Annotated in this window: 20 protein-coding genes; 6 read left to right on the forward strand and 14 right to left on the reverse strand. The window is 68.9% G+C overall.

What is annotated here, in order from left to right:
* Nucleotides 1-138 precede the first annotated feature (138 nt).
* Nucleotides 139-753 (forward strand): peptide deformylase, encoded by a 615-nt coding sequence (gene def / locus DN051_RS03250; RefSeq protein ID WP_112442006.1) that lies wholly within the window; start codon nt 139-141, stop codon nt 751-753.
* 96 nt (nt 754-849) lie between these two features.
* Here def and DN051_RS03255 read toward each other — a convergent pair whose 3' ends face one another.
* Nucleotides 850-1,407 carry an HAD domain-containing protein gene (locus DN051_RS03255; RefSeq protein ID WP_053756840.1) on the reverse strand — a complete coding sequence of 186 codons (558 nt, stop codon included), beginning with the start codon at nt 1,405-1,407 and terminating at the stop codon, nt 850-852.
* A gap of 338 nt (nt 1,408-1,745) precedes the next feature.
* On the opposite strand from DN051_RS03255, the gene DN051_RS03260 reads away from it, so the two are divergent.
* Nucleotides 1,746-2,231: a hypothetical protein gene (locus DN051_RS03260; RefSeq protein ID WP_112437924.1), complete on the forward strand. Its 486-nt coding sequence runs from the start codon at nt 1,746-1,748 to the stop codon at nt 2,229-2,231.
* Between the two features lie 146 nt (nt 2,232-2,377).
* Here the strand turns inward: DN051_RS03260 and DN051_RS03265 are convergent, their stop codons facing one another.
* A complete protein-coding gene (locus tag DN051_RS03265; protein ID WP_112442008.1) occupies nt 2,378-3,448 on the reverse strand; it encodes a glycoside hydrolase family 43 protein in 1,071 nt (356 codons plus the stop codon).
* A 349-nt stretch (nt 3,449-3,797) separates the two neighbouring features.
* On the opposite strand from DN051_RS03265, the gene DN051_RS03270 reads away from it, so the two are divergent.
* Nucleotides 3,798-7,070, forward strand: a complete 3,273-nt coding sequence (locus DN051_RS03270) for a LamG-like jellyroll fold domain-containing protein (protein ID WP_112437925.1) — start codon at nt 3,798-3,800, stop codon at nt 7,068-7,070.
* A 70-nt stretch (nt 7,071-7,140) separates the two neighbouring features.
* Here DN051_RS03270 and DN051_RS03275 read toward each other — a convergent pair whose 3' ends face one another.
* From DN051_RS03275 to DN051_RS03315, 9 genes are all read right to left on the reverse strand, one after another.
* Nucleotides 7,141-8,400, reverse strand: coding sequence for an IS30 family transposase (locus DN051_RS03275; RefSeq protein WP_425471804.1), 1,260 nt, complete (start codon nt 8,398-8,400; stop codon nt 7,141-7,143).
* A 478-nt stretch (nt 8,401-8,878) separates the two neighbouring features.
* Nucleotides 8,879-11,245: an AbfB domain-containing protein gene (locus tag DN051_RS03280; protein ID WP_112437926.1), complete on the reverse strand. Its 2,367-nt coding sequence runs from the start codon at nt 11,243-11,245 to the stop codon at nt 8,879-8,881.
* A gap of 132 nt (nt 11,246-11,377) precedes the next feature.
* Complete coding sequence (locus tag DN051_RS03285) at nt 11,378-12,412, reverse strand: ABC transporter permease (protein WP_199314869.1); 1,035 nt, start codon at nt 12,410-12,412, stop codon at nt 11,378-11,380.
* Nucleotides 12,409-13,371: an ABC transporter permease gene (locus DN051_RS03290; RefSeq protein ID WP_112437927.1), complete on the reverse strand. Its 963-nt coding sequence runs from the start codon at nt 13,369-13,371 to the stop codon at nt 12,409-12,411. The genes DN051_RS03285 and DN051_RS03290 overlap by 4 nt, the downstream gene beginning before the upstream one ends.
* The gene (locus DN051_RS03295) at nt 13,364-14,926 is read right to left on the reverse strand and encodes a sugar ABC transporter ATP-binding protein (RefSeq protein WP_112437928.1); all 1,563 of its coding nucleotides are present in this window, start codon (nt 14,924-14,926) and stop codon (nt 13,364-13,366) included. Before DN051_RS03295 ends, DN051_RS03290 begins: the two co-directional genes overlap by 8 nt.
* Nucleotides 14,927-14,999: 73 nt before the next feature.
* Nucleotides 15,000-16,094, reverse strand: a complete 1,095-nt coding sequence (locus DN051_RS03300) for an ABC transporter substrate-binding protein (RefSeq protein ID WP_112437929.1) — start codon at nt 16,092-16,094, stop codon at nt 15,000-15,002.
* Nucleotides 16,095-16,381: 287 nt separating this feature from the next.
* Complete coding sequence (locus DN051_RS03305) at nt 16,382-17,389, reverse strand: LacI family DNA-binding transcriptional regulator (protein WP_053756848.1); 1,008 nt, start codon at nt 17,387-17,389, stop codon at nt 16,382-16,384.
* Nucleotides 17,390-17,812: 423 nt separating this feature from the next.
* Nucleotides 17,813-18,220 (reverse strand): cytidine/deoxycytidylate deaminase family protein, encoded by a 408-nt coding sequence (locus tag DN051_RS03310; RefSeq protein ID WP_053756849.1) that lies wholly within the window; start codon nt 18,218-18,220, stop codon nt 17,813-17,815.
* Between the two features lie 210 nt (nt 18,221-18,430).
* Nucleotides 18,431-18,904 (reverse strand): GNAT family N-acetyltransferase, encoded by a 474-nt coding sequence (locus DN051_RS03315; protein ID WP_112437930.1) that lies wholly within the window; start codon nt 18,902-18,904, stop codon nt 18,431-18,433.
* A gap of 175 nt (nt 18,905-19,079) precedes the next feature.
* On the opposite strand from DN051_RS03315, the gene DN051_RS03320 reads away from it, so the two are divergent.
* Nucleotides 19,080-19,682, forward strand: a complete 603-nt coding sequence (locus tag DN051_RS03320; RefSeq protein ID WP_112437931.1) for a hypothetical protein — start codon at nt 19,080-19,082, stop codon at nt 19,680-19,682.
* 483 nt (nt 19,683-20,165) lie between these two features.
* On the opposite strand, the gene DN051_RS03325 is transcribed toward DN051_RS03320, so the two are convergent.
* Nucleotides 20,166-20,537, reverse strand: coding sequence for an STAS domain-containing protein (locus DN051_RS03325; protein WP_053756852.1), 372 nt, complete (start codon nt 20,535-20,537; stop codon nt 20,166-20,168).
* Nucleotides 20,538-20,825: 288 nt separating this feature from the next.
* The gene (locus DN051_RS46100) at nt 20,826-21,455 is read right to left on the reverse strand and encodes a DUF5994 family protein (protein WP_053756853.1); all 630 of its coding nucleotides are present in this window, start codon (nt 21,453-21,455) and stop codon (nt 20,826-20,828) included.
* 427 nt (nt 21,456-21,882) lie between these two features.
* Here DN051_RS46100 and DN051_RS03335 point away from each other — a divergent pair, with 427 nt between their 5' ends.
* Nucleotides 21,883-22,419, forward strand: a complete 537-nt coding sequence (locus DN051_RS03335; RefSeq protein WP_381283714.1) for a DUF5994 family protein — start codon at nt 21,883-21,885, stop codon at nt 22,417-22,419.
* Here DN051_RS03335 and DN051_RS03340 read toward each other — a convergent pair.
* Nucleotides 22,410-22,808 carry a DUF5994 family protein gene (locus tag DN051_RS03340; protein WP_053756855.1) on the reverse strand — a complete coding sequence of 133 codons (399 nt, stop codon included), beginning with the start codon at nt 22,806-22,808 and terminating at the stop codon, nt 22,410-22,412. The genes DN051_RS03335 and DN051_RS03340 overlap by 10 nt on opposite strands.
* 762 nt (nt 22,809-23,570) lie before the next feature.
* Between DN051_RS03340 and DN051_RS03350 the strand changes: the two genes are divergently transcribed.
* A complete protein-coding gene (locus DN051_RS03350) occupies nt 23,571-23,843 on the forward strand; it encodes a hypothetical protein (RefSeq protein WP_053756857.1) in 273 nt (90 codons plus the stop codon).
* The last annotated feature ends 28 nt before the right edge of the window (nt 23,844-23,871 follow it).

The following is a 23,871-nucleotide window of genomic DNA, read 5'->3' on the forward strand; positions in this document are numbered from 1 at the left end:
AGGGTGCTATTTTGCACAGAACTTGGCGAACTGTCGGACAGGACGGCAGCTCGGGCCGGTGGCCGAAGCACTCAGGAAAGGCGTCGATGGTTCATGTCAGGTGGATTCGGTGACACGGCACAGGATCGCCGGGTGCGTGTGCAGGGTGAGCCCGTCAACTCCTTTCCTCGGCTCGCACCGGAGGCGGAACGAGGCGAGGTGCGCCGGATCACCGTGGTGGGCGAAGAGATCCTGCATCGCCGATGCCGAGAGGTGACCGAATTCGGAAGCCCGGAGCTGGCGAAGCTCATCGACGACATGTTCGCCACCAATCAGGTGGCGGAGGGGGCGGGTCTCGCCGCCAACCAGGTCGATGTGGATCTGCAACTGTTCGTGTGGGACATCACCGACGACTGGGGTGTCCGTCATGTCGGGCACATCGCCAACCCGGTCCTGGACGAGGTGCCCGCCGAGCATCGCCGTCTGGTGGAGGAGCCCGAAGGGTGCCTGTCCGTGCCCGGCCCCTACCGCGTCGTCCCCCGCCTCGATCGTGCCGTCGTCCGGGGCCGCGACAAGGACGGCGATCCCCTGGTGATCGAAGGCCGGGGCTACTTCGCCCGGTGCCTGCAGCACGAGACCGACCACCTGCGCGGCCACTTGTACGTAGACCGTCTCGCGCAACGGGAACGCAAAGCAGCCCTCAGGGAGATGAGGGACACCCAGGACGAGGTGTTCGCCCGGCGCGCTGCTGTGGCCAGACAACTCGGCAAGTGACACCGCCGTCCCGCTGACCGCGCCGGTCCCAGGCGATCCCCACGGCTCCGCTCACAGCTGTGTCCGGCGCCAGGTCGTCGCACACCCCACTCCCGCTCACGGCGATGTGATGCGCATCGCCCATGCCGTCAGCGCGGCGAAATCGTCGGGCTCAAGGCCGCGCCTGGGGTCGACCCGGTGCAGTAGAGCAGGACCGTGGTGATGTTCCTGCACCCAGGCGTGATCTGCCTCCGAGATCTCGTCGTCGACCCAAGCGAATGGACGGCACTTCGCCCATGCCACGATCTCCGGTGTCTTCCAGAACACACCACCCGCGGGCTCGGGACGTGGTGAGGGCCAGGGTATGTAGGGCAGCGTAGGCAGCCCCAGAACCGGCGCGATGAATTCGTCGGCTTCCTCCTCCCACGTCGTCGCCCAGACGAGGTCGAAGGGAAGGGCCGTCAGCGCCGGACCGTGGTTCGGGTTCAGCCACACCCGAAGAGGCTTCACCGGCCTGTTCGGTAGTCCCCACTCGGCCAGTCTGCGTCGTTCCGCGGCCTCCCAGCGGGGCGTCATCATGCGATGCGTCTCATACCCCTCGGGCCGACGGTACGGCTTGGCCGCATACGGATTCAGCGGTCCGTCCACATCGACAAGCAGCACCGGACGCACCACCTCACCCCCTTTTCATCCTCCGTCCGCAGATTAACGGCCGACGACCGGATCACCCAGTGAGATTCCCGGGAGAACCGCTCCCGTGATCGTGTCCCCAGACGGCGTGGGCTGCCGACCGGCACGCCCGAACCTCGCACCACCCCACTCGTACTGTGATCCAAGGAGGGATCGGCCGCAGCGGGCGCGCTGTCATCAGCACGTTCAAGGTTTGTTCCAGGTTTCCGCAAGCGCCGTCGTGCAGGGTCGTGACACCACCCAAGAGGGGGTCACACGGCGGCTCCAGCCACTCTGCCGTTCGACCCGCCTCCCCGTGCAGGGGGATGACGAGGAGGAGTCGCATGCGCAGCAAGACCGCACCGACCACCACGGCTAAGGGGCGTACGGTCCCCTATCTGCTCACCACGCTCGCGTCGGCCGCGGCACTCGCGCTGGTTCCGTCTGCCGCGGGGGCGCAGACGGCCGGCACGGTCTACGGGGCCACCTACGGGGACTGCTACGAGGCCTTCGGCTGGTACGAGTGGACAGCCGACGGGTCGGCCGGGGGGTACCCGAAGTACGACACCGACGGCAGCATCGAAGTCATTCAGCTGGAGAACTGCAACAGCTGGATCGACAAGGGGATTCTCCAGTACTCCGGCAAGAAGTGGCAGAACGGCGGCTGGACGACGCTCGGTTGGCGGCAGCCGCCCGGCTTCGTCGGAGGCGACGGAAGCGGCCCCGGAGAGATCGACTACTTCGTCGACTTCAAGGACGTACGTGACATTCGCTTCCGCGTCTGCAACGTCCACGACGGCATCGTGGACGGATGCAGCTCCGTCTCCTGATCGAGCGCAGCGCAGGGACAGGGGCCGGGTCCGCGTGACCCGGGGGGCCCTTGCGATACGAGCCGCAGTGCGGGGGAGAAGGCCCGTTCGTTCAAACGCCGGCGGGGTGTTTGGGCGAACGGGCCCTTCGAGCGTGCTCCTTTGCCCTACTCGAAGAACTTCAGGCCCCACCCGGTGTCCGTGTTGGGGCCGGGGACGTTGGCGCGGCTGTAGGCGGTGTTGCCCCACCAGCAGAAGGTTCCGGTGTACCAGTACCGGTTCTGCCAGGAGTACGGCGTCCCCTTCGGTACCGCGTGGAACATCATCGGGAACGTCGGCCCGGCGGGAGGGCTGGTGGCGATGTCGCCGTCGAGCAGGACGAACGTGTGGTGGCCGGGGCCGTTGACGTGCAGGGTCGGGTCCCAACCCGCCATCATCGTGGCGCGATTGGAACCGAACAGGCAGCCGTTGGACTTGTACCAGTCCCACACGTACGTCGGGTCGCCGCCGGCCCGCAGCCGCAGATCGGCCAGACAGTACTGGTCGCTCCAGCTGCCGTTGGCGGAGTACACGATGTGCAGCTGCCCGTTGGGGTCCTTGATGGCCTCGGGTGACTCGTTGATGTACGGGTTGCCGACCACCCGCTCCCAGCTCTCCCGCGGCTGGGAGATGATGTGGCGCGCGCCGGTCGGTGTGGTCGGGCTGCTCATCCGGGCGATGTAGAGGTTCTGCTCGATGTCGGTGTCGCCGGCCCAGCCGGACCAGACGAACCAGCGCTGTCCGTTGAAGGTGAACAGGGTTCCGTCGATGGCCCATTTGTCGTCAGGCAGGGCCAGTTTCGTCTCGGCGGTGTAGCCGCTGTCCGGGGTGGCCGAGCTGATCACGTACATGCGGTGGGCGGGTCCGCGGCCGGCCGTGAAGTAGATGTAGTAGCGGCCGGTGTCGCGCACGATCTCGGGGGCCCAGACGTCGCCCAGGTTCCGGGTGTCCGACCAGACCTGCCGGGCGGGTGCCGAGGCCAGGCCGGCCGTCGAGGGGGCCTGCCGCACCGTGATGCCGGCACCGGTGGACTGCACCGCGATGTATGTGCCGCCGACTCTGATGACGCTCGGGTCCGCGGCCCGCAGCCCGGTCTGCTCCGCCCGGGCGGGTTCGGCGGATGTCAGCGCCAGTACGGCGGCGAGGACGCCGGACAGCACAAAGGCGGCTGCGCCGGAGAGACGGCGTGAAAGCTGCATGGTCCCGCCCATCGTTGGCCTCCGCTGCGACGCCCCGGCCGCCGGAGATCTTTTACATCGATGAAAGAACGCTCCCACAGCATCGTGAGCGGCGTCGGCATTGTCAACGGCCCGGAGACTGCCGAGGTCACCCGTGCAAGTGGGGCGCGGGGATCAACTGCCGTCGGTGCGGCCGTCCGTGACGGCGCGGCAGTCCAGTGATGCGAGAGGTCTGGACAGCCACCCGAGGGCGTGTTGTCATTCCGCTGTCACAGGATTTCCAACGTTGAAAGAGCCGCCTGACCGCACCCGTACCGGCGTTCTCCTGTGACCGGTTCCGGTCGAAGGCCTTCGTGCGAGGAAAGGTTCGATGACAAGACGACACATCCGCCCACGCGCCAGAGTGTGGGCGCTGCTGACCGCGGCGGCCCTGGTACTGCCTCCGAGCGGGCTGATGGCCACCGCCTCCGCCGCGGAGCCGGCCGGCCAGGCGTCCGCGCCCGGCGCCGAGCAGTCCGGCGTCGAGGTGCACGGCCTGAAGGGCGAGTACTTCAGCATGTCGGCGCCCGGCGCCCGGGACTTCGCCGAGCTCGGTGGCACCCTGCTCGATCCGCAGATCAACTTCTCCGGCCTCACCAGCACCTTCCAGGAACTGAACGGCAGGACGGAGCACACGACGGCCCGCTGGACGGGGCAGATCGAGGCACCGACCACCGGTGACTACACCTTCTACGCCATCGGCGACAACGGCTTCCGCCTCTTCATCGACGGAAAGCCGGTCATCGACCACTGGGAGCCGGACTGGGACCGGGAACAGACCAGCGCCCCGGTGAAGTTGACCGCCGGCCAGAAGTACGACTTCCGCCTGGAGATGTTCCAGGACTTCGGCGGCTCCAACATGTTCCTGCGCTGGTCCACCCCGGACCAGCCCAAGCAGCTCGTGCCCATGTCGGCGTTCACTCCGCCGGAGGGCTTCGAGGTCTACCCGGTAGAACTGTCCGTGGCAGCGGACGGCCGGCGACTGCGGGCCCGGTTCGAGGGCAGGGTCGGTGACCTCCGGACGGTCAAGGACCACCTGAAGGTCGAAGCCGACACCACGGCCATGCCCCTGAAGTCGGTCACCACCGCCCCCGGCGACCGCAACTCCCTGCTCGTGACGCTGGCCGAGCCCATCCAGAAGAACCAGCAGGTGCGGGTCACCTACGACGGTGAGGGCGGTCTGACATCGGGCGGCGAGACCGTGCCCAAGGTCATCCGCTACGCCGAGAACGCCTCCACCCACCGGCTCACCACCACCTGGGGCGACCGGCTCGACGAGAAGAACCCGCTGCCGGAGTACCCGCGCCCGCAGCAGGTGCGCTCCAAGTGGAAGAACCTCAACGGCTCCTGGCAGTTCAGCGGCGCCGAGGCGGGCGAGCAGCCGGTGTTCGGCACGGACCTCGACGAGAAGATCGTCGTACCCTTCCCGGTCGAGTCCCAGCTCTCCGGGCTGGAGCGGCACGAAGACCACATGTTCTACCGCAAGCTGGTGAACGTGCCGAAGGACTGGAAGGTCGGCAAGGACGGCAAGAGCAACCGGCTGAAGCTCAACTTCGGCGCCGTCGACTACCAGGCGCGGGTATGGGTCAACGGCACGCAGGTCGCCCAGCACACCGGCGGTTACGACGCCTTCAGCGCCGACATCACCGACGCGCTCGAGGGCAGCGGGCCGCAGGAGGTGGTGGTCGCCGTCACCGACACCGGCGGCGCCGACCAGCCGATGGGCAAGCAGTCCGTCAACCCCGGCGGCATCTTCTACACCCAGTCGTCGGGCATCTGGCAGACCGTCTGGATGGAACCGGTGGCCACTACAGCCATCGATAACGTTGTCACCACTCCGGACATCGACACGAGCAGCCTCGCCGTGACGGTGGAGTCGGACAAGGCCTCCGCCGGGGCCCGTGTCGAGGCTGTCGCCCGCGACAAGCGCGGCAAGGTCGTCGGCAAGGTGAGCGGGCCGGCCAACAAGCAGCTACGGCTGCCGGTGGCCGACCAGCACCTGTGGAGCCCGGACAACCCCTACCTCTACGACCTCGACGTCCAGCTCACCGACGGCAGGTCGACCGACAAGGTCGGCAGCTACTTCGGTATGCGGAAGATAGGCATCGAGAAGGTCGGCGGTTTCCAGAAGCTGGTCCTCAACGACAAGCCGATCTTCTCCCTCGCCACGCTCGACCAGGGCTTCTGGCCGGACGGCCTGTACACCGCGCCCAGCGACGAGGCCCTCGCGTTCGACCTCGAGGCGCACAAGGAACTGGGCTTCAACGCCGTCCGCAAGCACATCAAGGTGGAGTCGCCGCGCTGGTTCTACCACGCGGACCGGCTCGGTCTGCTGGTCTGGCAGGACTTCGTCTCCGGGAACATCACCAACGAGACCGGGCGGCGCGCCTTCGTCGACCAGGGCAGGGAAGTGATGCGGGAGCACCACAACTCGCCCTCCGTGATCAGCTGGATCGTCTTCAACGAGGGCTGGGGCGAGTGGGACCGCACAGAGACCGGCCGCATCGCCGAGTCCGTCAAGGCCGCCGACCCGTCCCGTGTCGTCAACGCCCACAGCGGTGTCAACTGCTGCAACTCGAAGGGTGACTCGGGCAAGGGCGACATCATCGACCACCACGACTACAACAACGAGGACCCGCCGTTCCCCGACCACCGGGCCGCGATGGACGGCGAGCACGGCGGCTTCGTCCTGCGTACGCCGGGCCACATGTGGCCGGGTGCCCCGACGGTGATCTACAGCGGTGTCGCCGACAAGGAAGCGCTGACCCGCAGGTACGTGGAGAACACCGAGGAGTTCTACCTCGACCAGGCCGGGGCCGAGCTGTCCGGTTCGGTCTACACCCAGATCACCGACCTGGAGAACGAGCTCAACGGCCTGTACACGTACGACCGCCGGGAGATCAAGGTCGACCCGGTCAGGGTCCGTGAGATCAACCGCAAGGTCGTCGCGGCCGGTGCCGCCGCGGGCGAGCGGCAGCCGCTGAAGGGCGGCGGCCACTGGTCCCTCGACGAGGGCAGTGGCACCACCGCGAAGGACGGCGGCCCCAAGGCCAAGTCCCTGACCCTCACCGAGGGCACCACGTGGACGCCCGGCGTCAGCGGTAGCGCCCTGACGTTCGACGGCCAGGGCCAGCACGCCGAGACCGACGGCCCCGTGCTGGACACCACCGGAAGCTACTCGGTGTCCGCCTGGGTGCGGCTGGACGAACTGCCCGGCAACTACGCCACCGCGGTCAGCCAGGACACCCGGCGCCAGGCCAGCCCCTTCTACCTCCAGTACGGCCAGGGCGCCTTCGCCTTCAGCACCCCGGGCGGGAACCGCGCCCGGCTGGTGACCGCAGCGGAGAAGGGCCGCTGGTACCACCTCGTCGGCGTCCGCGACAGCACGGACAACACGATCACGCTGTACGTCGACGGAAAGCCGGCCGCGACCGTGACCGGTGGCGCGGCCTACCCCAGCACCGGTGCCCTCACCGTCGGCCGCGCCCAGTGGGACGGCAACGACACCGACTTCTGGAACGGCTCGGTCGACGAGGTGCACGCCTATGACAAGGCGCTCACCGCCGAGGAGGTGAGCGCGCTCCACACGGACGAGATGCCGTAGCGGAGCAGTGTTGAAAGGGCCCCGGCGGGAAGCACCTTCTGTTCTAGCGGTCGTTGCAACACTGCCTGGCTCAGGTGGTGAGTAGATCACGTAGACGCTCGGCTGGTGTATCCCAGCCGAGCGTCTTGCGTGGACGGCCGTTGAGCTCCTGGGCGACGTGTTCGAGGTCTTCGGGACTGTGCAGGCTCAGGTCGGTGCCCTTGGGGAAGTACTGCCGCAACAGGCCGTTGGTGTTCTCGTTCGAGCCGCGCTGCCAGGGCGAGGCAGGATCGCAGAAGTAGACCGGCATCCCCGTGGCCATGGTGAAGTGCTTGTGACGTGCCATCTCGGTTCCCTGGTCCCAGGTGAGCGAGCCCCGTAGGTGCGGGGGCAGGTTCTGGACGGTGCGGACCAGGCCGTCACGGACTGCTGCGGCGTCGTGAGAGCTGCCGGGCAGGTGGACCAGCATGGTGTAGCGAGTGGTCCGCTCGACCAGCGTCCCGATGGCGGACCGGCCGTAGGCGCCGACGATGAGGTCGCCTTCCCAGTGACCCGGCACCGCCCGGTCTTCGACCTCGGGGGGACGGCTGCTGATCATCACCATCGGGTCGTTGAACCGGGGGGTGCGACGACCCGGGTCGCGTCGCGGCCTGCGGCGCGTGCGACCCGTGCGGACGGCTGCCTGGACTTCCCGCTTCAGACCGCCCCTGGCCTGCAAATACAGTGCCTGATAGATCGTCTCCACGCTCACCCGCATGTCCTGGTCGTCGGGATGGCTCTTGGTCAGAGCGTGGCAGATCTGTTCCGGAGACCACCGTCTGCGCAGACCGTCCTGGACGAAGTTGCGCAACGGGCTCTCGCCCACGAGTTTGCGTTGCTTCGGCCGGGGCCTGCGTGCGGCGGCGACCCTGTGTGCCGCGTAGGGGAGGTAGCCGGCGGTCCCCGAGTTGTTCCGCAGCTCGCGTGAGATGGTGCTGGCCGGGCGTCCCAGGGCGCGTCCGATGGCCCGCAGGGACTGGCCGGCGGCGCGGAGGTCGCGTATCCGCTCCCGCTCCGAGAGGGACAGGAAGCGGGGGTGCAGCTTCTTCTCAAGAGACTTGAGGCTCACTACTGGCCTGACCGGCGTCTTCATGATCACACCGGACATCGTGACGGTTCCCGTCGTGTAGTTCACACGTCGGCCGTCGGGGTAGACCCGACCATTGCCGGACTTCCGGACGCCGTAGTCCCAGTCCTTGGCCGTGCGCACGTGCACTCCGACCCGTTCGGCAGCCTCCCGTCGCGAGACGCCCCGGGCTCGCAGCTCGACGTACTCCTCGCGCCGCGGATGCCCCAGATGCCCAGTGGTCATGCCCGCCTGACGGGCCAGCGTGAACGCTGTATTCAGGTTCAGCCCCAGCTCACGGGCCACGGGAGACACGCTCCCCACAACATCCAGCCGATCGAGGAAACGCCTCTTCAACGCCGGATCGAGCCTCTTACCGCCCACGGTCCTCGCAACTCCCATCGATCATGAGTGTTGCGAGGACCGCTAGAACCTAAGCACTCCCGCCGGGGCCCTTTTCGTGTGTCCTCGCACCGGCGAGACCGCGCCGCATCGTCGAGGTGACGCGCGGCCGATGGGGCGGTCCCGGGGCAATGACCATCCGGTGGGCCCCAAAGGGTCCGTCCGCCGCCGGCACGTACAGCGGTCGACGGCCGGCAACTGGCAGTGGCCACAGCCACAGCCACAGCCACAGCGCACGATGCCGTCGAACTGGGGCACGCCGAAGCGGCGGCGCGTCATCCGACACGCCGCCGCCCGCTCGGCTCTGTGCCTTACGCCCGGGTCACGGGGCCCACGGAGCCTCCACCGTCCATGTGGTGTCTTCCGTGAAGAGGGCGGGGTTGTCCCAGGTGTGCGTGCCGCCCGGCGTGGCGAGCCACAACTGGGCGTCGTAGTGGCGCAGATACTGCTCCGGGAAGTTGTACGCCGACAGCCGCACTCCCCCGTTCGCGCCGCGGACCGGGCAGAAGGTGGCGTCGGCCCGGAACAGATCGCCGCTGCCGGCCTCCTTGTAGACGCGGTACTCGCGGTGTCGCAGGTACTCACCGGGGTAGTTGCGCGACTCGAAGCTGTAGCAGGAGCTGTTGGCGAGGCCGGCCACGATCCTCCACGTGGCGTCGTTCTTCAGCAGGGCGTCGCTGGCGCTGCCGACGACCTCCGTGAAGGCTGCGCCGTCCTTGTGGCGGATGTACCGGTCGGTGAGGCCGGGGGTGGTCACGCGCAGCGACCTGTATTGGCCGGTGGGCAGTGTGAGGGGCGCCGTCGAGCCGCGGGAGGCGTCGACGAGGGCGCGGTTGGCGGCCCTGATGCGGGCCTCGTCGACCTTGACGACCTGACGGTCGTAGGTGAGCAGGCCGTTGGCCTCGTTCTCGACGTCGGTGATCTCGGTGTACACGGACGCGGACAGGCCGCGCGGCATGCGTACCTCGCGGATCGCGTCCAGCAGGCCGGTCAGGCGGTTGTTCAGGTGGGCCGCGCTGGGCTGGTCCTCGTAGCTGAAGCCGCCCCCGGGGTACCACTCGTGGCCGGCGACCTTGAGACCCAGGCCGCCGAACTCACCCAGGACGGCGGCCCGGGTGGCGCTGGGCACGGTGGTGCCCGGACCGACGTAGACATGGTGGTCGACGATGTCGCCGTTGCCGCCGTCGACGGCACCGCAGCAGTTGACGCCGCTCATGTTGTTGACCAGCCGGGAGGGGTCGTAGGCCTTCACCTCGGTGGCGATACGGGCCTGGTCGTACTGGCCCCAGCCCTCGTTCTGGTTGACCCACATGATCAGTGAGGGTGAGCTGCGGTGCTGGTCGATGACACGGTCGTACTCGGCCTCCCACTGGGTGCGGGCGGCGGCGTCGGGGGTGCGCAGGTCCATGGAGGGCATGTCCTGCCAGACCAGCAGCCCGAGCCGGTCGGCCCAGTAGAACCAGCGCTGCGGCTCGACCTTGATGTGCTTGCGGACCATGTTGAAGCCCAGGTCCTTGTGCTTCTGGAGGTCGTGGCGGAGGGCCGCGTCGGTGGGCGCGGTGTAGATGCCGTCCGGCCAGTAGCCCTGGTCGAGCGTGCCGGTCTGGAAGACGAACTGCCCGTTGAGGACCGGGCGCAGGAGTCCGTCGACGCGGGCCAGTCCGACGGAACGCATACCGGTGTAGCTGCCGACGGAATCGACGGTCGTACCGCCGGAAAGCAGGTCGGCCCGCACGTCGTAGAGGAACGGGTCTTCGGGGGTCCACAGGCGCGGGTTCGGGACCGGGACGGTGAACTCGGCGCCGACCGGGCCGGTGGCCGTGCCGACCGTGCTGCCGCCGGTGGAGACGGTGACGCGGGCCTGGTGGCCGTTGGTGCCGGCGCCCCGGACGGTGACCTTGAGGCGGTTGTTCGCCAGGTCGGGGACCATGTCCAGACGCGTGATGTGCGCGGGGGCCGTGGGTTCGAGCCACACCGTCTGCCAGATGCCGGACGCGGCCGTGTAGAAGATGCCGCCGCCGGGGTGCGGGGCGACGTCGCGGATCCGCTGCTTGCCGACCGCCTGGCCACCGGTCTCGGTCGGGTCCCACACGGAGACGACGATCGTGTTGGTGCCGCCGTTGAGGAGGTCCGTGATGTCGTGGGAGAAGGCGTCGAAGCCTCCGCTGTGCGCGGCACCCGCCTGGCGGCCGTTGACCCACACGGTGGTACGCCAGTCGCTGGCGCCGAAGTGCAGTTGGACTCGGCGGCCGTTCCAGCCGGCAGGGACGGTGAAGGTGCGCTTGTACCAGAGCTTGTCGTTCTGGGTGATCCGGCGCTGGATGCCGGAGAGCGCGGACTCGGCGACGAACGGGACGCGGATCTGCTCCGTGAATGTCGCGGGCTGGCCGGCGTCGGCCGAGGTGACGGCGAAGTCCCAGATGCCGTTGAGATTCGCCCAGTCGGGGCGGGTGAGCTGAGGGCGCGGATATTCCGGGAGCGGGGTGGTGGTGGGGACCTCGTTGGTCCAGGGAGTGGTCATCGGGGACGGTTTGGGTGTCCACGCCTGGGGCGCGGCCGTCGCCGTGCCGGTGGCGGTGAGGGCCGTACCGCCGACCAGGGTCAGGGCGGCGAGAGCGGTGGTGGCCCACCGCGCCCGCCGTCTGAGCCAGGTACCCGGCCGGCGTAGTGCGGGTGACATGGGACGCATCGTGACTCCTTCACTAGTGGGGGTGCGGAGACGTGCGTGTGCGGAAGGCGGCCGGGACCTGAGGTTCCGGCCGCCTGGATCCGGACGCGGCAGACGCGATCGCGAGTTGCACGCCTGCCGTGTCCGGGGCTCTCACATCAGCTGCCGTCTGCGGCCCAGCCAGGTCTGGGCGACGACGACGACAGCCAGGAAGGCACCGCTGACGACCTGCTGGTACGAGGAGTCGAGGGAGCCGATCTGGTTGATGACGTTCTGGATCACCTTCAGCAGCAGGACGCCGACCAGCGAGCCGCTGACGTAGCCGAGGCCGCCGGTCAGCAGGGTGCCGCCGATGACGACGGCGGAGATGGCCTCCAGTTCCATGCCGTTGCCGAGGATGGTGACGCCGGAGGCGAGCCAGGCGGCGTTGAGCGCGCCGGCCAGCCCGGCCAGCAGCCCGGACAGCGTGTAGACCAGGATCTTGGTGCGGGCGACGGGGGCGCCCATCAGGGCCGCCGCGTCCTCGTTGCCGCCGACGGCGTAGACGTGCTGTCCGAAGCGGGTGCGGCGCAGCACCAGGGCTCCGGCGGCGAACAGCGCCAGCGTGATCCACACGGGGTTGCCGAGGCCGAGGGTGGTGCCCTGGCCCAGTTCGGCAAGGAGGGAGCCCTTGCCGATCAGGAAGGTGTCCGCGCCCTCGTCCGTGATGGCCAGCATCAGACCGCGTGCGCCGAGCATGGCGGCCAGCGTGACGATGAAGGGGGCCAGGCGGGACCGGGCCACGAGCAGCCCGTTGACGACGCCGATCAGCCCGCACACCGCCAGCGGCAGGAGCAGCGCCACCAGGGTGCCGTGGCGCGATCCCCAGGCGGCCAGGACACCGCCGAGCGCGAAGAGGGAACCGACCGACAGGTCGATGCCACCGGTGATGATCACGAAGGTCATGCCGAGGGCGACGATGGCCAGGAACGCCGAACTGGTCCCCATGTTGCCGATGTTGTCGCCGGTGGCGAAGGAGTCGAAGCTGAACGAGGCCACCAGGCAGACGATCATCAGCACGGCCAGCGCGCCGTGCTGCTGGACGAGGGCGCTGATCCGCTCGGAGCGGGCGGAGCCGACCGGTTCGGTCTCCTCCGACGGCTGCTTGCTCGCGGTGGTCACGGGTGCGTCCGTTCTCGTGGCGGTCATCGCTTCCCCCGTCCCCGTGCCGCGTACACGGCGGCGACGATCACTATGGCCTGGGCGATCTGGGTCCACGAGGGCGGCAGATCGTGCTTGATGAGCGTGGCCGTCAGCAGCTGGATCAGGACGGCTCCCGCCACGGTGCCGGCGATGTTGACCCGGCCGCCGGTCAGCGGGGTGCCGCCGACCACGACCGCGGTGATGGCGGACAGTTCCATCAAGTTGCCCAGGGAGGTCGGGTCGCTCGCCTGGAGGCGGGCGGTGGCGAGCACGCCCGCCACGGCGGCGAGCAGCGCGCAGACGACGTACACGATGATCAGTACGCGGCGTACGGGCAGTCCGGCGAGCTGGGCCGCGGGGCGGCTGTCGCCGATGGCGAGCAGTTGGCGCCCGAAGGTGGTGCGGCGGACCACGAAGGCGAGCAGCAGCGCCAGGGCGGTGGCGATCAGGATCAGATACGGGATGCCGAGGACGTCGCCGGAGCCGAGGGAGGCGAGCGACGGGTTGCGCAGGTCCTCCAGTTGCGGGAGCAGGACCAGCGCGAGGCCCCGGCCGCCGACCATGAGCGCCAGGGTCGCCACGATCGGCTGTACCCCGACGAACGCGACCAGTGCCCCGTTGGCCAGGCCGACTCCGGCCGCGAACACCGCCACCACCAGCAGGGCCGGCAGCAGCCCGTAGCCGAGGTAGAGGGCGGTGACGGAGGCGGCCAGTGCCATCACGGCGCCGACCGAGAGGTCGACGCCCTCGGTGCCGATGACCAGGGCCATGCCGAGGGCGACGATGATGACCGGGGCGACCTGGACGGCCTGGGTGCGGAAGTTCTCCGCGGACATGAAGTGCGGGGTGATGACGATGTTGACGACGAGCAGGACCGCGACTCCGGCGTAGACGCCGTACGTCTGGAGCCATTGCAGGACGCGGGCCTTGTCCAGTGGGGCGGTGCGCAGGGTGGCTTCAGCCATCGGTCGCCGCCTCCTTGGCCACGGCGGGCGCGGGGGCGTCCCCGGCGATGGTCCGCATCAGCTTGTCCTCGGTGACGTCGTCGCCGGTCAGCTCGCCGACCACGGCACCGTCCTTCAGTACGACCACGCGGTCGGACCCTTCGATCAGTTCCTCCAGGTCGGAGGAGATGAGCAGGACGCCCAGGCCGTCGGCGGCCAGTTCGTCGACGAGCTTTTGCACCTCGGCCTTGGCGCCGACGTCGATGCCGCGGGTGGGCTCGTCCAGCAGCAGCACCTTGGGGTTCATCGCGAGCCAGCGGGCGAGCAGCACCTTCTGCTGGTTGCCGCCGGAGAGTTCGCCGACCTTCTGATGCGGGGAGGACGCCTTGATCCGCAGTCGCTCGACGAAGGTGTCCACGATGCTGTCGACGCGGGCCTCGGAGACGAGGCCGAAGCGGGACAGCCGGGGCAGGACGGCGAGCGCGATGTTCTCGCGGACCGACAGGCCGGGGACGATGCCCTCGCTCTTGCGGTCCTCGGGCAGCAGGCTGACGCCCGCCCGGATGGCGGCCGGTGTCGAGCCGCCGCGCAGAGGGACGCCGGCCACGGTCACACGGCCCGAACGCACCGGCAGGGCACCGGAGATGGCCTTCGCCGTCTCGGTGCGTCCGGAGCCGAGCAGACCGCCCAGCCCGACGACCTCACCGGGCCGGATGCTCAGGCTGACCCCGTGCAGCTGGTGCGGGACCGTCAGTTCCTCGGCCTCCAGCACCGGTCGGGTGCCTGCCGCTGCGTGGTCGCCGGTGAACTTCGTCAGGCCCTCCTTGCGGACCTCGCCGAGGTCCCGGCCGAGCATGGTCGACACCAGGGTGAGCCGGTCGAGGTCGGCCAGCCGGCCGTGGTGGACGCGACGGCCGTCGCGCAGCACGGTGACGGTGCTGCACACGGCGTACAGCTCGTCCAGGCGGTGGCTGACGTAGACGACCGCGATGCCCTCGTCACGCAGGCGCCGGATCACCGAGAACAGCGTCTCCACCTCGCGTGGTTCGAGGGAGGAGGTCGGTTCGTCCATGACGACGATCCGCGCGTCGGTGGCCACGGCGCGGGCGAGGGCCACCATCTGCTGGGCGCCGACGCCGAGGCTGCGCAGCGGGCGGCGGACGTCCACCCGGACGCCGTAGGTGCGCAGGATCTCCTCGGCCTGGCGGTTCATGCGGGCGACGTCGAGGACTCCGATGCGGTTGCGGGGCTCGCGGCCCAGGAAGAGGTTGCGGGCGACGCTGAGCAGCGGGATCAGGTTGACCTCTTGGTAGATGGTCGAGATCCCCGCCTTCTGCGCGTCCAGGGGGGTGGCGAAGGAGACCTTGCGGCCCTGGAAGGTGATCTCGCCGGCGTCGGGCCGGTACACGCCGGTCAGGAGCTTGATGAGGGTCGACTTGCCGGCGCCGTTCTCGCCGATGAGTGCGTGGACCTCACCCGCGTGCAGGGTGAGGTCCACGTCGTCCAGGGCCCGGACGCCGGGGAAGGTCTTGCTCAGGCCGCGGACGGCGAGGACTTCGGCGGGTGGTGCCGCCACCTGTGCCTCCAGAAGGAATGGGTCGAGGGAGGACGGTGGGGGCCCGGAGCGGACGTCCGGGCCCCTGGGGTGATCAGTAGGCCTTGCCGATGTCCGTCTTCGCGTTGTCCGCGGTGTAGGCGCCGTCCTCGATGATGACGTCCTGCGCGACTTCCTCGCCCTTGGTGAAGGTGTCGAGGGTCTGGAACGCCAGCGGCCCGAAGCGCGGGTTGGACTCGATGACGCCGCTGATCCAGCCGTCGACGATGCCCTGGACGGCGTTGCGGGTGCCGTCGACCGTGACGATCTTGACGTCGCCCGGCTTCTTGCCGGCGCCCTTGAGCGCGGCCACCGCGCCCAGGCCCATCTCGTCGTTCTCCGCGTAGATGCCCTTGATGCCGGGCTTCGACTGGATGAGCTGCTCGGTGACCTGCTGGCCCTTCTCGCGGGCGAAGTCGCCGGTCTGCTCGAACACCACCTTCAGATCGGGCGCCTTCTCGGCGATCCGGTCCTTGAAGCCCTTGGTGCGTTCGGTGGTGACGTTGTTGCCGGCCGAGCCGAGCAGGATCGCGACCTCGCCCTTGCCGCCCGTGGCCTCGATCATCTGGTCGGCGGCGCGCCGCCCCTGCTCGACGAAGTCCGAGGCGATGAAAGAGACGTAGTCCTTGCAGGCGGTGGCGTTGATCTTGCGGTCGATCGTGACGATCGGGACCTTCTTGGCGGCGGCGGCCTGCAGCACCGGGTCCCAGCCGTCGGAGTTGAGCGGGGCGATGACCAGCAGGTCGGCGCCCTTCGCGAGCAGGTCCTGGACGTCGCTGATCTGCTTGGAGAACTGCGACTGGGCGTTGGCCGTCAGCAGCTTGACACCCCGCTTCTCGGCCTCGTCCTTGATGGACTGGGTCTCCGCGATGCGGAACGGGTTGGCCTCCTTCTCCGACTGGGAGAAGCCGACGGTCGCGTTCTCGAGGTCCAGCTTCTGGCCGCCGTAGGCGTCGACGGTGCAGGTCTTGCTGCCCGGCTTGGGCGTGGCGACCTTCTGCTCGGCGCCGGCGGCGGCCGGGGACTTGCTGCCGGTCGCCGCGTCGTCCTCCGACTTGGCGCAGGCGGTGGCGGTCAGGGCCACCGCGGCGGCCAGGGCCACGACCGTGGGACGGCTGAGGAGGCGAGGACGGTGAGTTGTGCGCTGCATGGTGACCCCGATCCGGGCGACGCTGAAAGGGAACTGGGGGCGAGCTGGTCAAGCAGGAACAGTGCTCTCCCCCCGGCGGAAATCGTTGTCAGGTCCGCCGCAATGAGGTTTTTACATCGTTGGAAGGATGCTGTAAACCCCCTCTGCACTCGCGCACTTGGACTACGCCGACGCCCAATTCCCCGCAACGGGCGCCGAATTCCGCCGTACGGACGCGCTCTTCCGCCGTACGGACGCCGGGTCCCGCCGTACGGACGCCGAGCCCTCCCTCTGCAGGAACGTCCGCCCTACCGTCGCCCCACCGTGCTCTCGCGCTCCACCAGCGTGTAGTCCGCCCGGATCCGCCGGGGTTCGGGTACCGCACCACCGAGCCGGGCCAGCACGGACTCGACCGCGAGCCTGCCGATGGCTTCCTTGTCGGGCGACACGGATGTGAGGGTCACCGCGCCGAAACGCCCCTCGACGACGTCGTCGAAACCGACGACCGCGATGTCCTCGGGAATCCGCAGGCCCCGCTCGTGCAGCACCCGCATCGCGCCGATCGCCATGGGGTCGTTGTAGGCGAACACCGCGTCGGGACGCCGCCCGCTGTCCAGGATGCGGCTCATGGCCGCCGCGCCGTCCGCGTGCCCCCAGCCGTCCGTCTCCGCCACGAGCCCGTCGTCGGCCGGGAGTCCCGCGGCGCCCAACTCCTCACGCCAGCCGCGCACACGCAGTTGCGCCGGCTCACTGCGGGCGCGCCGGGCGCCGATGAAGGCCACCTCGCGGCGCCCCAGCCCGACCAGGTGCCGTACCGCGGCGCGGGCCGCGTCGACGTTGTCGATGGCGATGTGGTCGTACGGCAGGTCGTACTCCCGCTCGCCCAGCAGCACCAGCGGCACCTGCTCCGAGCGGTGGCGCAGATCCTCGGTCTCCAACTCGATCGGGCTGAGGATGAGCCCGTCGATGACGCGTGCCCGGAAACCCTGACTGACCAGCACCTCCTGTTCACGGCGGCCGCCGGTGTGGTCCAGCAGCACGATGTAGTCGTGCGCGGCGGCGGCGTTGATGACGGCCGCGGTCAGTTCGGCGAAGTAGGGGTTGCCGAGTTCCGGCAGGGCCAGCGCGATGATGCCGGTGCGGCCCTTGCGGAGGTGTCGGGCGGTCAGATTGGGCTGGTAGCCGAGCGCGTCGATGGACCGCTGGACGCGATCGCGCATGGCCGGTGTGACGTGCTGGTAGTTGTTCACCACGTTGGAGACGGTCTTGATGGAGACCCCAGCGTGCGCGGCGACGTCCTTGAGGCTGACCCGCAAGGCATTCCCTTCGAAGTGGCCCCGACTCGGGTGGTCGGTGTGGGTGTGGTGTCGTCACCGTGAGCCGTTCGCCGAGTCCCTGAGGGTAAGTTTTACAACGTTATATCGCCGGGGTCGTCGCACTGACAAGGCGCCGGAGGGTACGTTCCGGCTGGGCCCCGGCACCGTCCGGCCGGCGGGGCGAAGGCCAGGTGGGGCGAGGGCGGGGGGCCTGGGGCGCCTTGCCTCAGGGGGCCGCTGGTCCCCGGTTGGGGGGGCGGTGGCGGTCGCGGGTGGCGGTGACGGTGGCGGCCGGGGAGGCCCGACCGGCTGCGGAGCCCGCGCGTGGTGGCCGAGCTGTGGGTCAAGAGGGCAGCGCCGGCGCCCGTCGCCCTCCGGCACCGCGACGACTGCTTCGCCGCGCCGGCGCCGAGTTGATCGTGCCTACTTCGCGTCGAGCTGGTGGTCGGCCCACACGTAGCTGTCGGGGAGCAAGTCGGTGATGGCGACGGTGCGGACTCGGTCGTTTTCGCCGACGATGACGTTGAGGGTCGGGAAGTAGTCCAGAAGGACCTGCCGGCACCGGCCGCACGGAGGGACGACCCCCCGCTCGCGGTCGCCCACGGCGACGACCGTGTCCAGGTCATAGACGCCCTGAGCGGCTGCCGCGCCGATGAGGACCAGTTCGGCGCAGGGGCCTCCGGTGAAGTGGTAGGCGTTCACCGCAGTGACGATCCGGCCGTCCCGGGCGCGGCCGGCGGCCGCCATGGTGTGGTTGTCGCCCCGGCAGCGACTGCGAGCGACGTTCGCCGCCGCCTGGATGAGGTCGTGGTCGACGTGGTGGGTCTGCATGATCGTCTTCTCTGCCTTCGTCGGGTTTCACGTGACGTTGACCCGACTGACGCGGGCGCGCAAGTCAATATGAAGGCGCACTTGCACCGCGGGGCGATTTGCGGCGGTTCGCGCAGCCGCGTTCCTTGGCCCTCGGCCTGGTACCGGCACCATCACCATCCCGTCGAGCCACCCCCGGCATACGTGTTCGTCTCGCGTGAGCGGCCCGATTCACCGCGCCGCCTTCGGCGTCCACCGAAGAGTCATGTCGGGCAGGTTCTCCATGTTGCGAGCGCCGACGTCGGTGTCGAGGACGGTGAAGCCGTGGCGCGCGTAGAACGCGCGGGCATCGGTGTTCTGCTGAAACACGTGCAGGGACAGCCCGTCCGGGCTGTGCCGCCTGACCTCGTCGAGCAGCAGCGTACCGATGCCCTGACGGCGGATGTCCGGACGCAGATAGAGGTGTTCGAGCATGTCACCGTCCAAAGACGCGTAACCGCTGATCTCCCCATCGCGCACCGCGACCCAGGTGCGGCCCTGCTTGAGCACAACGTCCCGGACCCAGCGGGTCACCTGCTCGGGACTACGCGTCTGCGGAGGCAGATACGGCATGGTGGCCGACCGAGAGGCCAGGTGGACGCGCGCGATCACGGCTGCATCCGCCTCTTCCGCGCACCTGATCAGAGTCTTGGCGTCATCACTCACGCCGGGAACCTACAAGGTGGGTTGCGCCTTGATCCAGGGGTCGACCGGGTGGTTGCAGCCGACGACAGCTCCGGCTGCGATCGAGGCAGCCGGACGATCACCAAGCCGAGTACCGAGACGGAACCCGTGTACAACTCGGGTGACGGCGGACAACGGTCGGCGCTACGTTGCAGCAGTGGTCAACGATGGGGCAGGCCGCTTGGGCGCCGAGGCCGCACGGCGCTTGGCGCAAACCGGGCTCTACGAGTTCGAGCCAGGGCTGACCGACGCGGAGTTCGCGCGCGTCGAGCGGGAGTACGGCTTCGAGTTCGCGGACGACCATCGAGCGTTCCTTGCCACCGGCCTTCCGGTCAACGTTCCTCCTTCCGAGGGTCAGACGTGGTCCAAGCCATGGCCCGAGTGGCGCAGCGGCGATCCAGACACGTTGCGGAATCAAATCGGCCGGCCGGTTGAGGGCGTTCTTTTCGATGTCGAGAGCAACATGTTCTGGCACGAGGCATGGGGCGAGCGTCCGGCCGGTGCTGCGGCTGCCCTGGCCGCAGCACGACGCCGGCTCGCGGAGGTACCGGTGCTCGTGCCGGTCTACGCCCACCGATATCTTCCCGCCGGCCGGGGAAACTTCGGTCACCCTGTGCTCTCGATCTGGCAGACCGACATCATCTACTACGGGCTGGACCTGGCCGACTACATGCGCCAGGAGTTCAACGAGGCACGAGGCGACGTCGACGAGACATGGGATCCGAGGGCAACGGTCCCCTTCTGGCGTGATCTTGTGTGACTCCTGAGGAGCGTGCCGACATCTGCGTGGGCTTTCGAGCACGCGGGTGAAGAAATTCGACACGCAAGCGGTGGCCGGGGAGCTGCCGGTGAGTAGCGTGCCTCGTATGGGATGGGGCGAACTGATCACCCGGGCGTTCCAGATTCCCGCCGCAGTCGACGGAGGTCAGGACGTCGTGCCAAGTGACGTCGATTTCGACGTCAGTGCCATCAGGAAGGCCGGGAGCCAGATCCGCGGCGAGCGCGGCAGCCCGCTCGGCCGCCGCCCGGTCGGGGTGCCACTGAGGATCGGTCGGAAGGATCGACAAGACATCGTCGCTCAATGGGCTCACTCGATTCTTCGCGCTCACTGCGTTCGGCCGGTCCGGCGATCGTCGAGCCACATGGGAATTCGGGCCGTTCCGGCGCTGATACCAGGGCCCACGGCAGCCCAGGCCCGACGGCCGGCTCACCCTGTGGCGGCTCTCCCGGCGGAACGGGAGCGTCACGCCGCACGGCACGCAGCATCGGGAACCCAGCGTGATGGTGGTCGAACAGCGTGGGGCTCGTGGAGCAGAAAGCCGCAGCGGGTCACTTCGATGATGCGGGCCATGATGGGGGGCGGGTAGTGCAGTTGCAGCGTCATTCCGGCATCGACGGCGAGCCGGGATGACGTGATGAAGGCGCTGAGTCCGCTGGCGTCGCAGAAGGTGACCGCCGTGAGGTCGACGTCGGTGGTGCGGATGCCGTCGTGCACGCATGCGGCGAGGGCGGTGCGCACGAGCGGGGCGGTGGCCAGGTCGATCTCTCCAGCAAGGGTGATGAGTGCGCGTGAGGTGTGGTCATGGCGGTAGACGTTCAGCAGTGGGAGAGGCATGGTTCCTCGGCTCGGAGTGTCTGCCGGAGGGTGCCGCGTGGCCGGGCTCCGGGCCGGGCCCCTTTCGGCGTGGCGCCCGTACGGGTGTGTGGGGCAGGGCCTGAACGGCCGGTGCGGCGACCCAGGTCGGCGAGCGAGTCCTGGCCCGTCGGCAGGCCTTCCGTCGAGTCGACGGAGCCGGTCTCGCAACATGCATCCCGGATGGCCGTGATGGAAGCCGGTGACGCAATGGCTGTGCCGTGAGTTGAGCAAGTGGAGGTGGCGCACCTTGAGAACTCATTCCCCGGATCACGGCCACGGTCGCCTGTGTCTCCACGGTCCGCACCTTCCCATCGGCTGCAGCGACGTCTTGGCGGTCGTGGTCCGGATCCGTGGACGTGCCCTCTGATCGCGGGACCGTTGCTCACCTTGGGCGTTCATGACCGTTTCAACAGCCCCGCCGCTCCTGCGCAGCGTCCGCAGACGCGCCGCCTCTTCCATCAAGCGGCTTGCGGTCGACGTGCCGAGTGGGTCACTCGCGGCGGCCATCAGCCAAGCGGCAGACTCAGGAGTCGTCTCCGGCGGGACCACCAGAAGGTTCCAACGGCCCATGCGGTACGAGAACAACAGCAGCTCGTGCGGGTCCTGCTCGGCCAGGAACCACCCAACGGTCACGACGTGCCCGGCGACGGGCACCTTGCGCGGAACGACCGGCCAATGGGTCGGATTCACCGTGACCCGGGTGATCCGCCCGCGCAGGGGATCCAGTGCCGCGGTCAGGGAGGGGAGTTCCGCCCCGAGATCACGGGAGCGCGGCCACCACGCGCCGTCCAACACAGGCGGTACGGAACTTGCCGGAGCCAGCAGCAGACGCACCGAGAACGAGAAGAACCAGTAATCGGCGTCGGCCTTCGACGGGTGGGAGATGGGCCCAGTCATGACCCGAACCTTGCCCCGGGCCAGCCGCGACCGGCCCGTCGTATTCGATCGCCGAAAACGACACAAGCCCGGAAGCCGGTGCGCGAAGTATCCTCGGTGATTTCAGGGTACTCCTCGGACAGTCTCGACGTGGCCCGTCGGCCGCCGCCGTTCGACCCGGCCCAGCCGAGGACCTCCAGCACGGCAAAATCCGCATGTCCTGGCCGGAGACCAGTTCCTCGAAGGTCACCTGCAGGGGATGGGACCGGAGTCCCCGGAACCGTCCGCTCGGCTCTTTCGGGGAGTAGCGTGAGCATATCGGGAGCATTTCGCGCACCGACTCCGACGCCGGTGTCGTTCCCGGTTTGGGACGACACCGGCCGGCTACGCTCGCGCAGTGGGCCGGAGACAGGTTTGCACGATGCTCGCGACCACTTCTCAGCCCGCAGTGCGGGCTGTCCCCTTCAGGGCCCCTACCGCGCGCCTCGCGCTCAAATCCGAGAGCCCTTCCGCAGGCCGCGCCGGGCTGGACGGCGCCTGGTGGCCTCGTTCACGTGACCTGCAGAGCGAGCTCTGCGACCTGGCGGACGTGCTGGATCCGCTGTGGGGGCGGATCACCCGTATCGCCGTCAACCCCCGCTTCTGGCCGCTGCTCCTGCCGAGGATCTTCGTCAACGGCCATGTGGTGAACGTCGGTTCATTTACCTCGAAGCTGGATCCGCACAAGATTCTCTTGCTCTCCTACACCGCGGGCCGCTGGGACCTTTTGGTGATCCCCCCGGAGACCGGCGCCACCACGGCCGCCCGGCTGATGGCCGCGGCAAGTGCGGACACCGGCCCGGCGATGACCGCGACCGCGCTCCTGCGGGCGGAGAAGGCCCGCCAGGCGCGCCTGGTGCACCGCTTCGACGCACTTCACCGGCAACGGATCGCCGCCGCGGCGGGGCAGAGCGTGGCGGGTCCCGTCGCGTCCCCTCACGCGTGATCGCCCGCGGCGGCCGCCATGAGCGGTTCCGCGACCTCCTCGGTCGTGTCCGGAGGCACGACCACCAGGTCCCAGCGTCCGCGGCCGGCGGCGAGCAGCACAACTGTGTGCGGAGCGGACGCCGTGAGGGTCCTGTGCAGTCGTACGACCTGATTGAAGAGGAGCATCCGGCCGGGCAACGCGGACCACGCCGCGCCGTTGACGGTGACACTGGTGATGTGGCCCCACGTACGCGGCAACCCGGCAAGGAGCGACGGGAGTTCCTCGAGCAGGTCGTACGACCGAGGCCACCACGCCCCGTCGATGGGCCGGGGCAGGCCGCCGTGGGGCGCCAGGCGCAGGCGGAGGAGGGGGTGGGACGGCAGTGGGGGCTGCGTTGCGGTTGTCATGAAAGCTCCTGTCGACTGCTGTGCAGCGGAGGAAGTGAGTGTTCGGTGTCAGGGCTGACGGCGCCACCGGTTGGTGGCCTGGTCGTGACGCCGGGTTCGGAACGGGCGCTCACCGGGCATGCGGCAGCGAGGCTTCACGCTCCGGCCGACGTGGTGAAGCAGCGCGATGCGTACAAGTCCCGCGACGAACAGGACGGTTACGCCGTACACCCACATACCGCCGATGCCCCGGACCGTTGCGAACGGCAGGGCGGGCATGAGGACGCACAGCGGAGGGACGGCGCGCACCCTGGCACGGACGTCGCCGTCGACGCTCCGGAGAGGAGCCTGACGATCTGATTGCCGTGGGAGTGTTCGGGCTGAATGACACAGAGGTCTCCGTGGCCTGGATGCGGATGACGCGACCGAGGTCACGGGCTGACCGTGCGAGGGCGGATGGCGTGCTGTGGCAGGTGCGTGGTCCGGTGGACTCCGGAGCACGAGACGACCATCCGGTGTCGGGCCGATTCCGGCATAGGAAAGATCCTCGTTTTCTCCACCTTACTCCCGTCCGGATGCCTGGCGCCGCTGTTCGTAAGCGGCGCCGCGTTCATGCAGGACGGCATCGGACGTTGCTCACGGCACTGACAGGGGCCCTGAGGAGACCCCTGGTAGCGGGCACCTGCTCGGGGCCGTGGCCGGAGTAGAGTGAACACCGAGAGTCAGTCCTTCGCACCCCGGCGTCCAACGCTGTCTGCGGGGTCCGCACGAGTGGCGGCGACCATGGCAACACTGCACCAGCGGAAGAACTACCGCGAAGCAATCATGAAATCCCTGTACAAGGGCATGGAAGGCAGTGGTGTCCCTGACACCCCCGGGGCCAGGCTGCGTGACGATCTGGCGATTCCCGAGCAGGACCTCGCCGCGGCCTGCACCTATCTCGTGGAAGAAGGGCTCGTCACGGTGCGCTGGGCTCACGGAGACACACCCGCCACGGTCACGCTGACTCATCAGGGGATCCGTGTCATGGAAGCCGAAGAGGAGGATCACGGCTGACCGGGCGGTGCCCTGCAATGAGTGGAGG

The sequence above is a fragment of the Streptomyces cadmiisoli genome (assembly GCF_003261055.1).
Taxonomy (GTDB): Bacteria; Actinomycetota; Actinomycetes; order Streptomycetales; family Streptomycetaceae; genus Streptomyces; species Streptomyces cadmiisoli.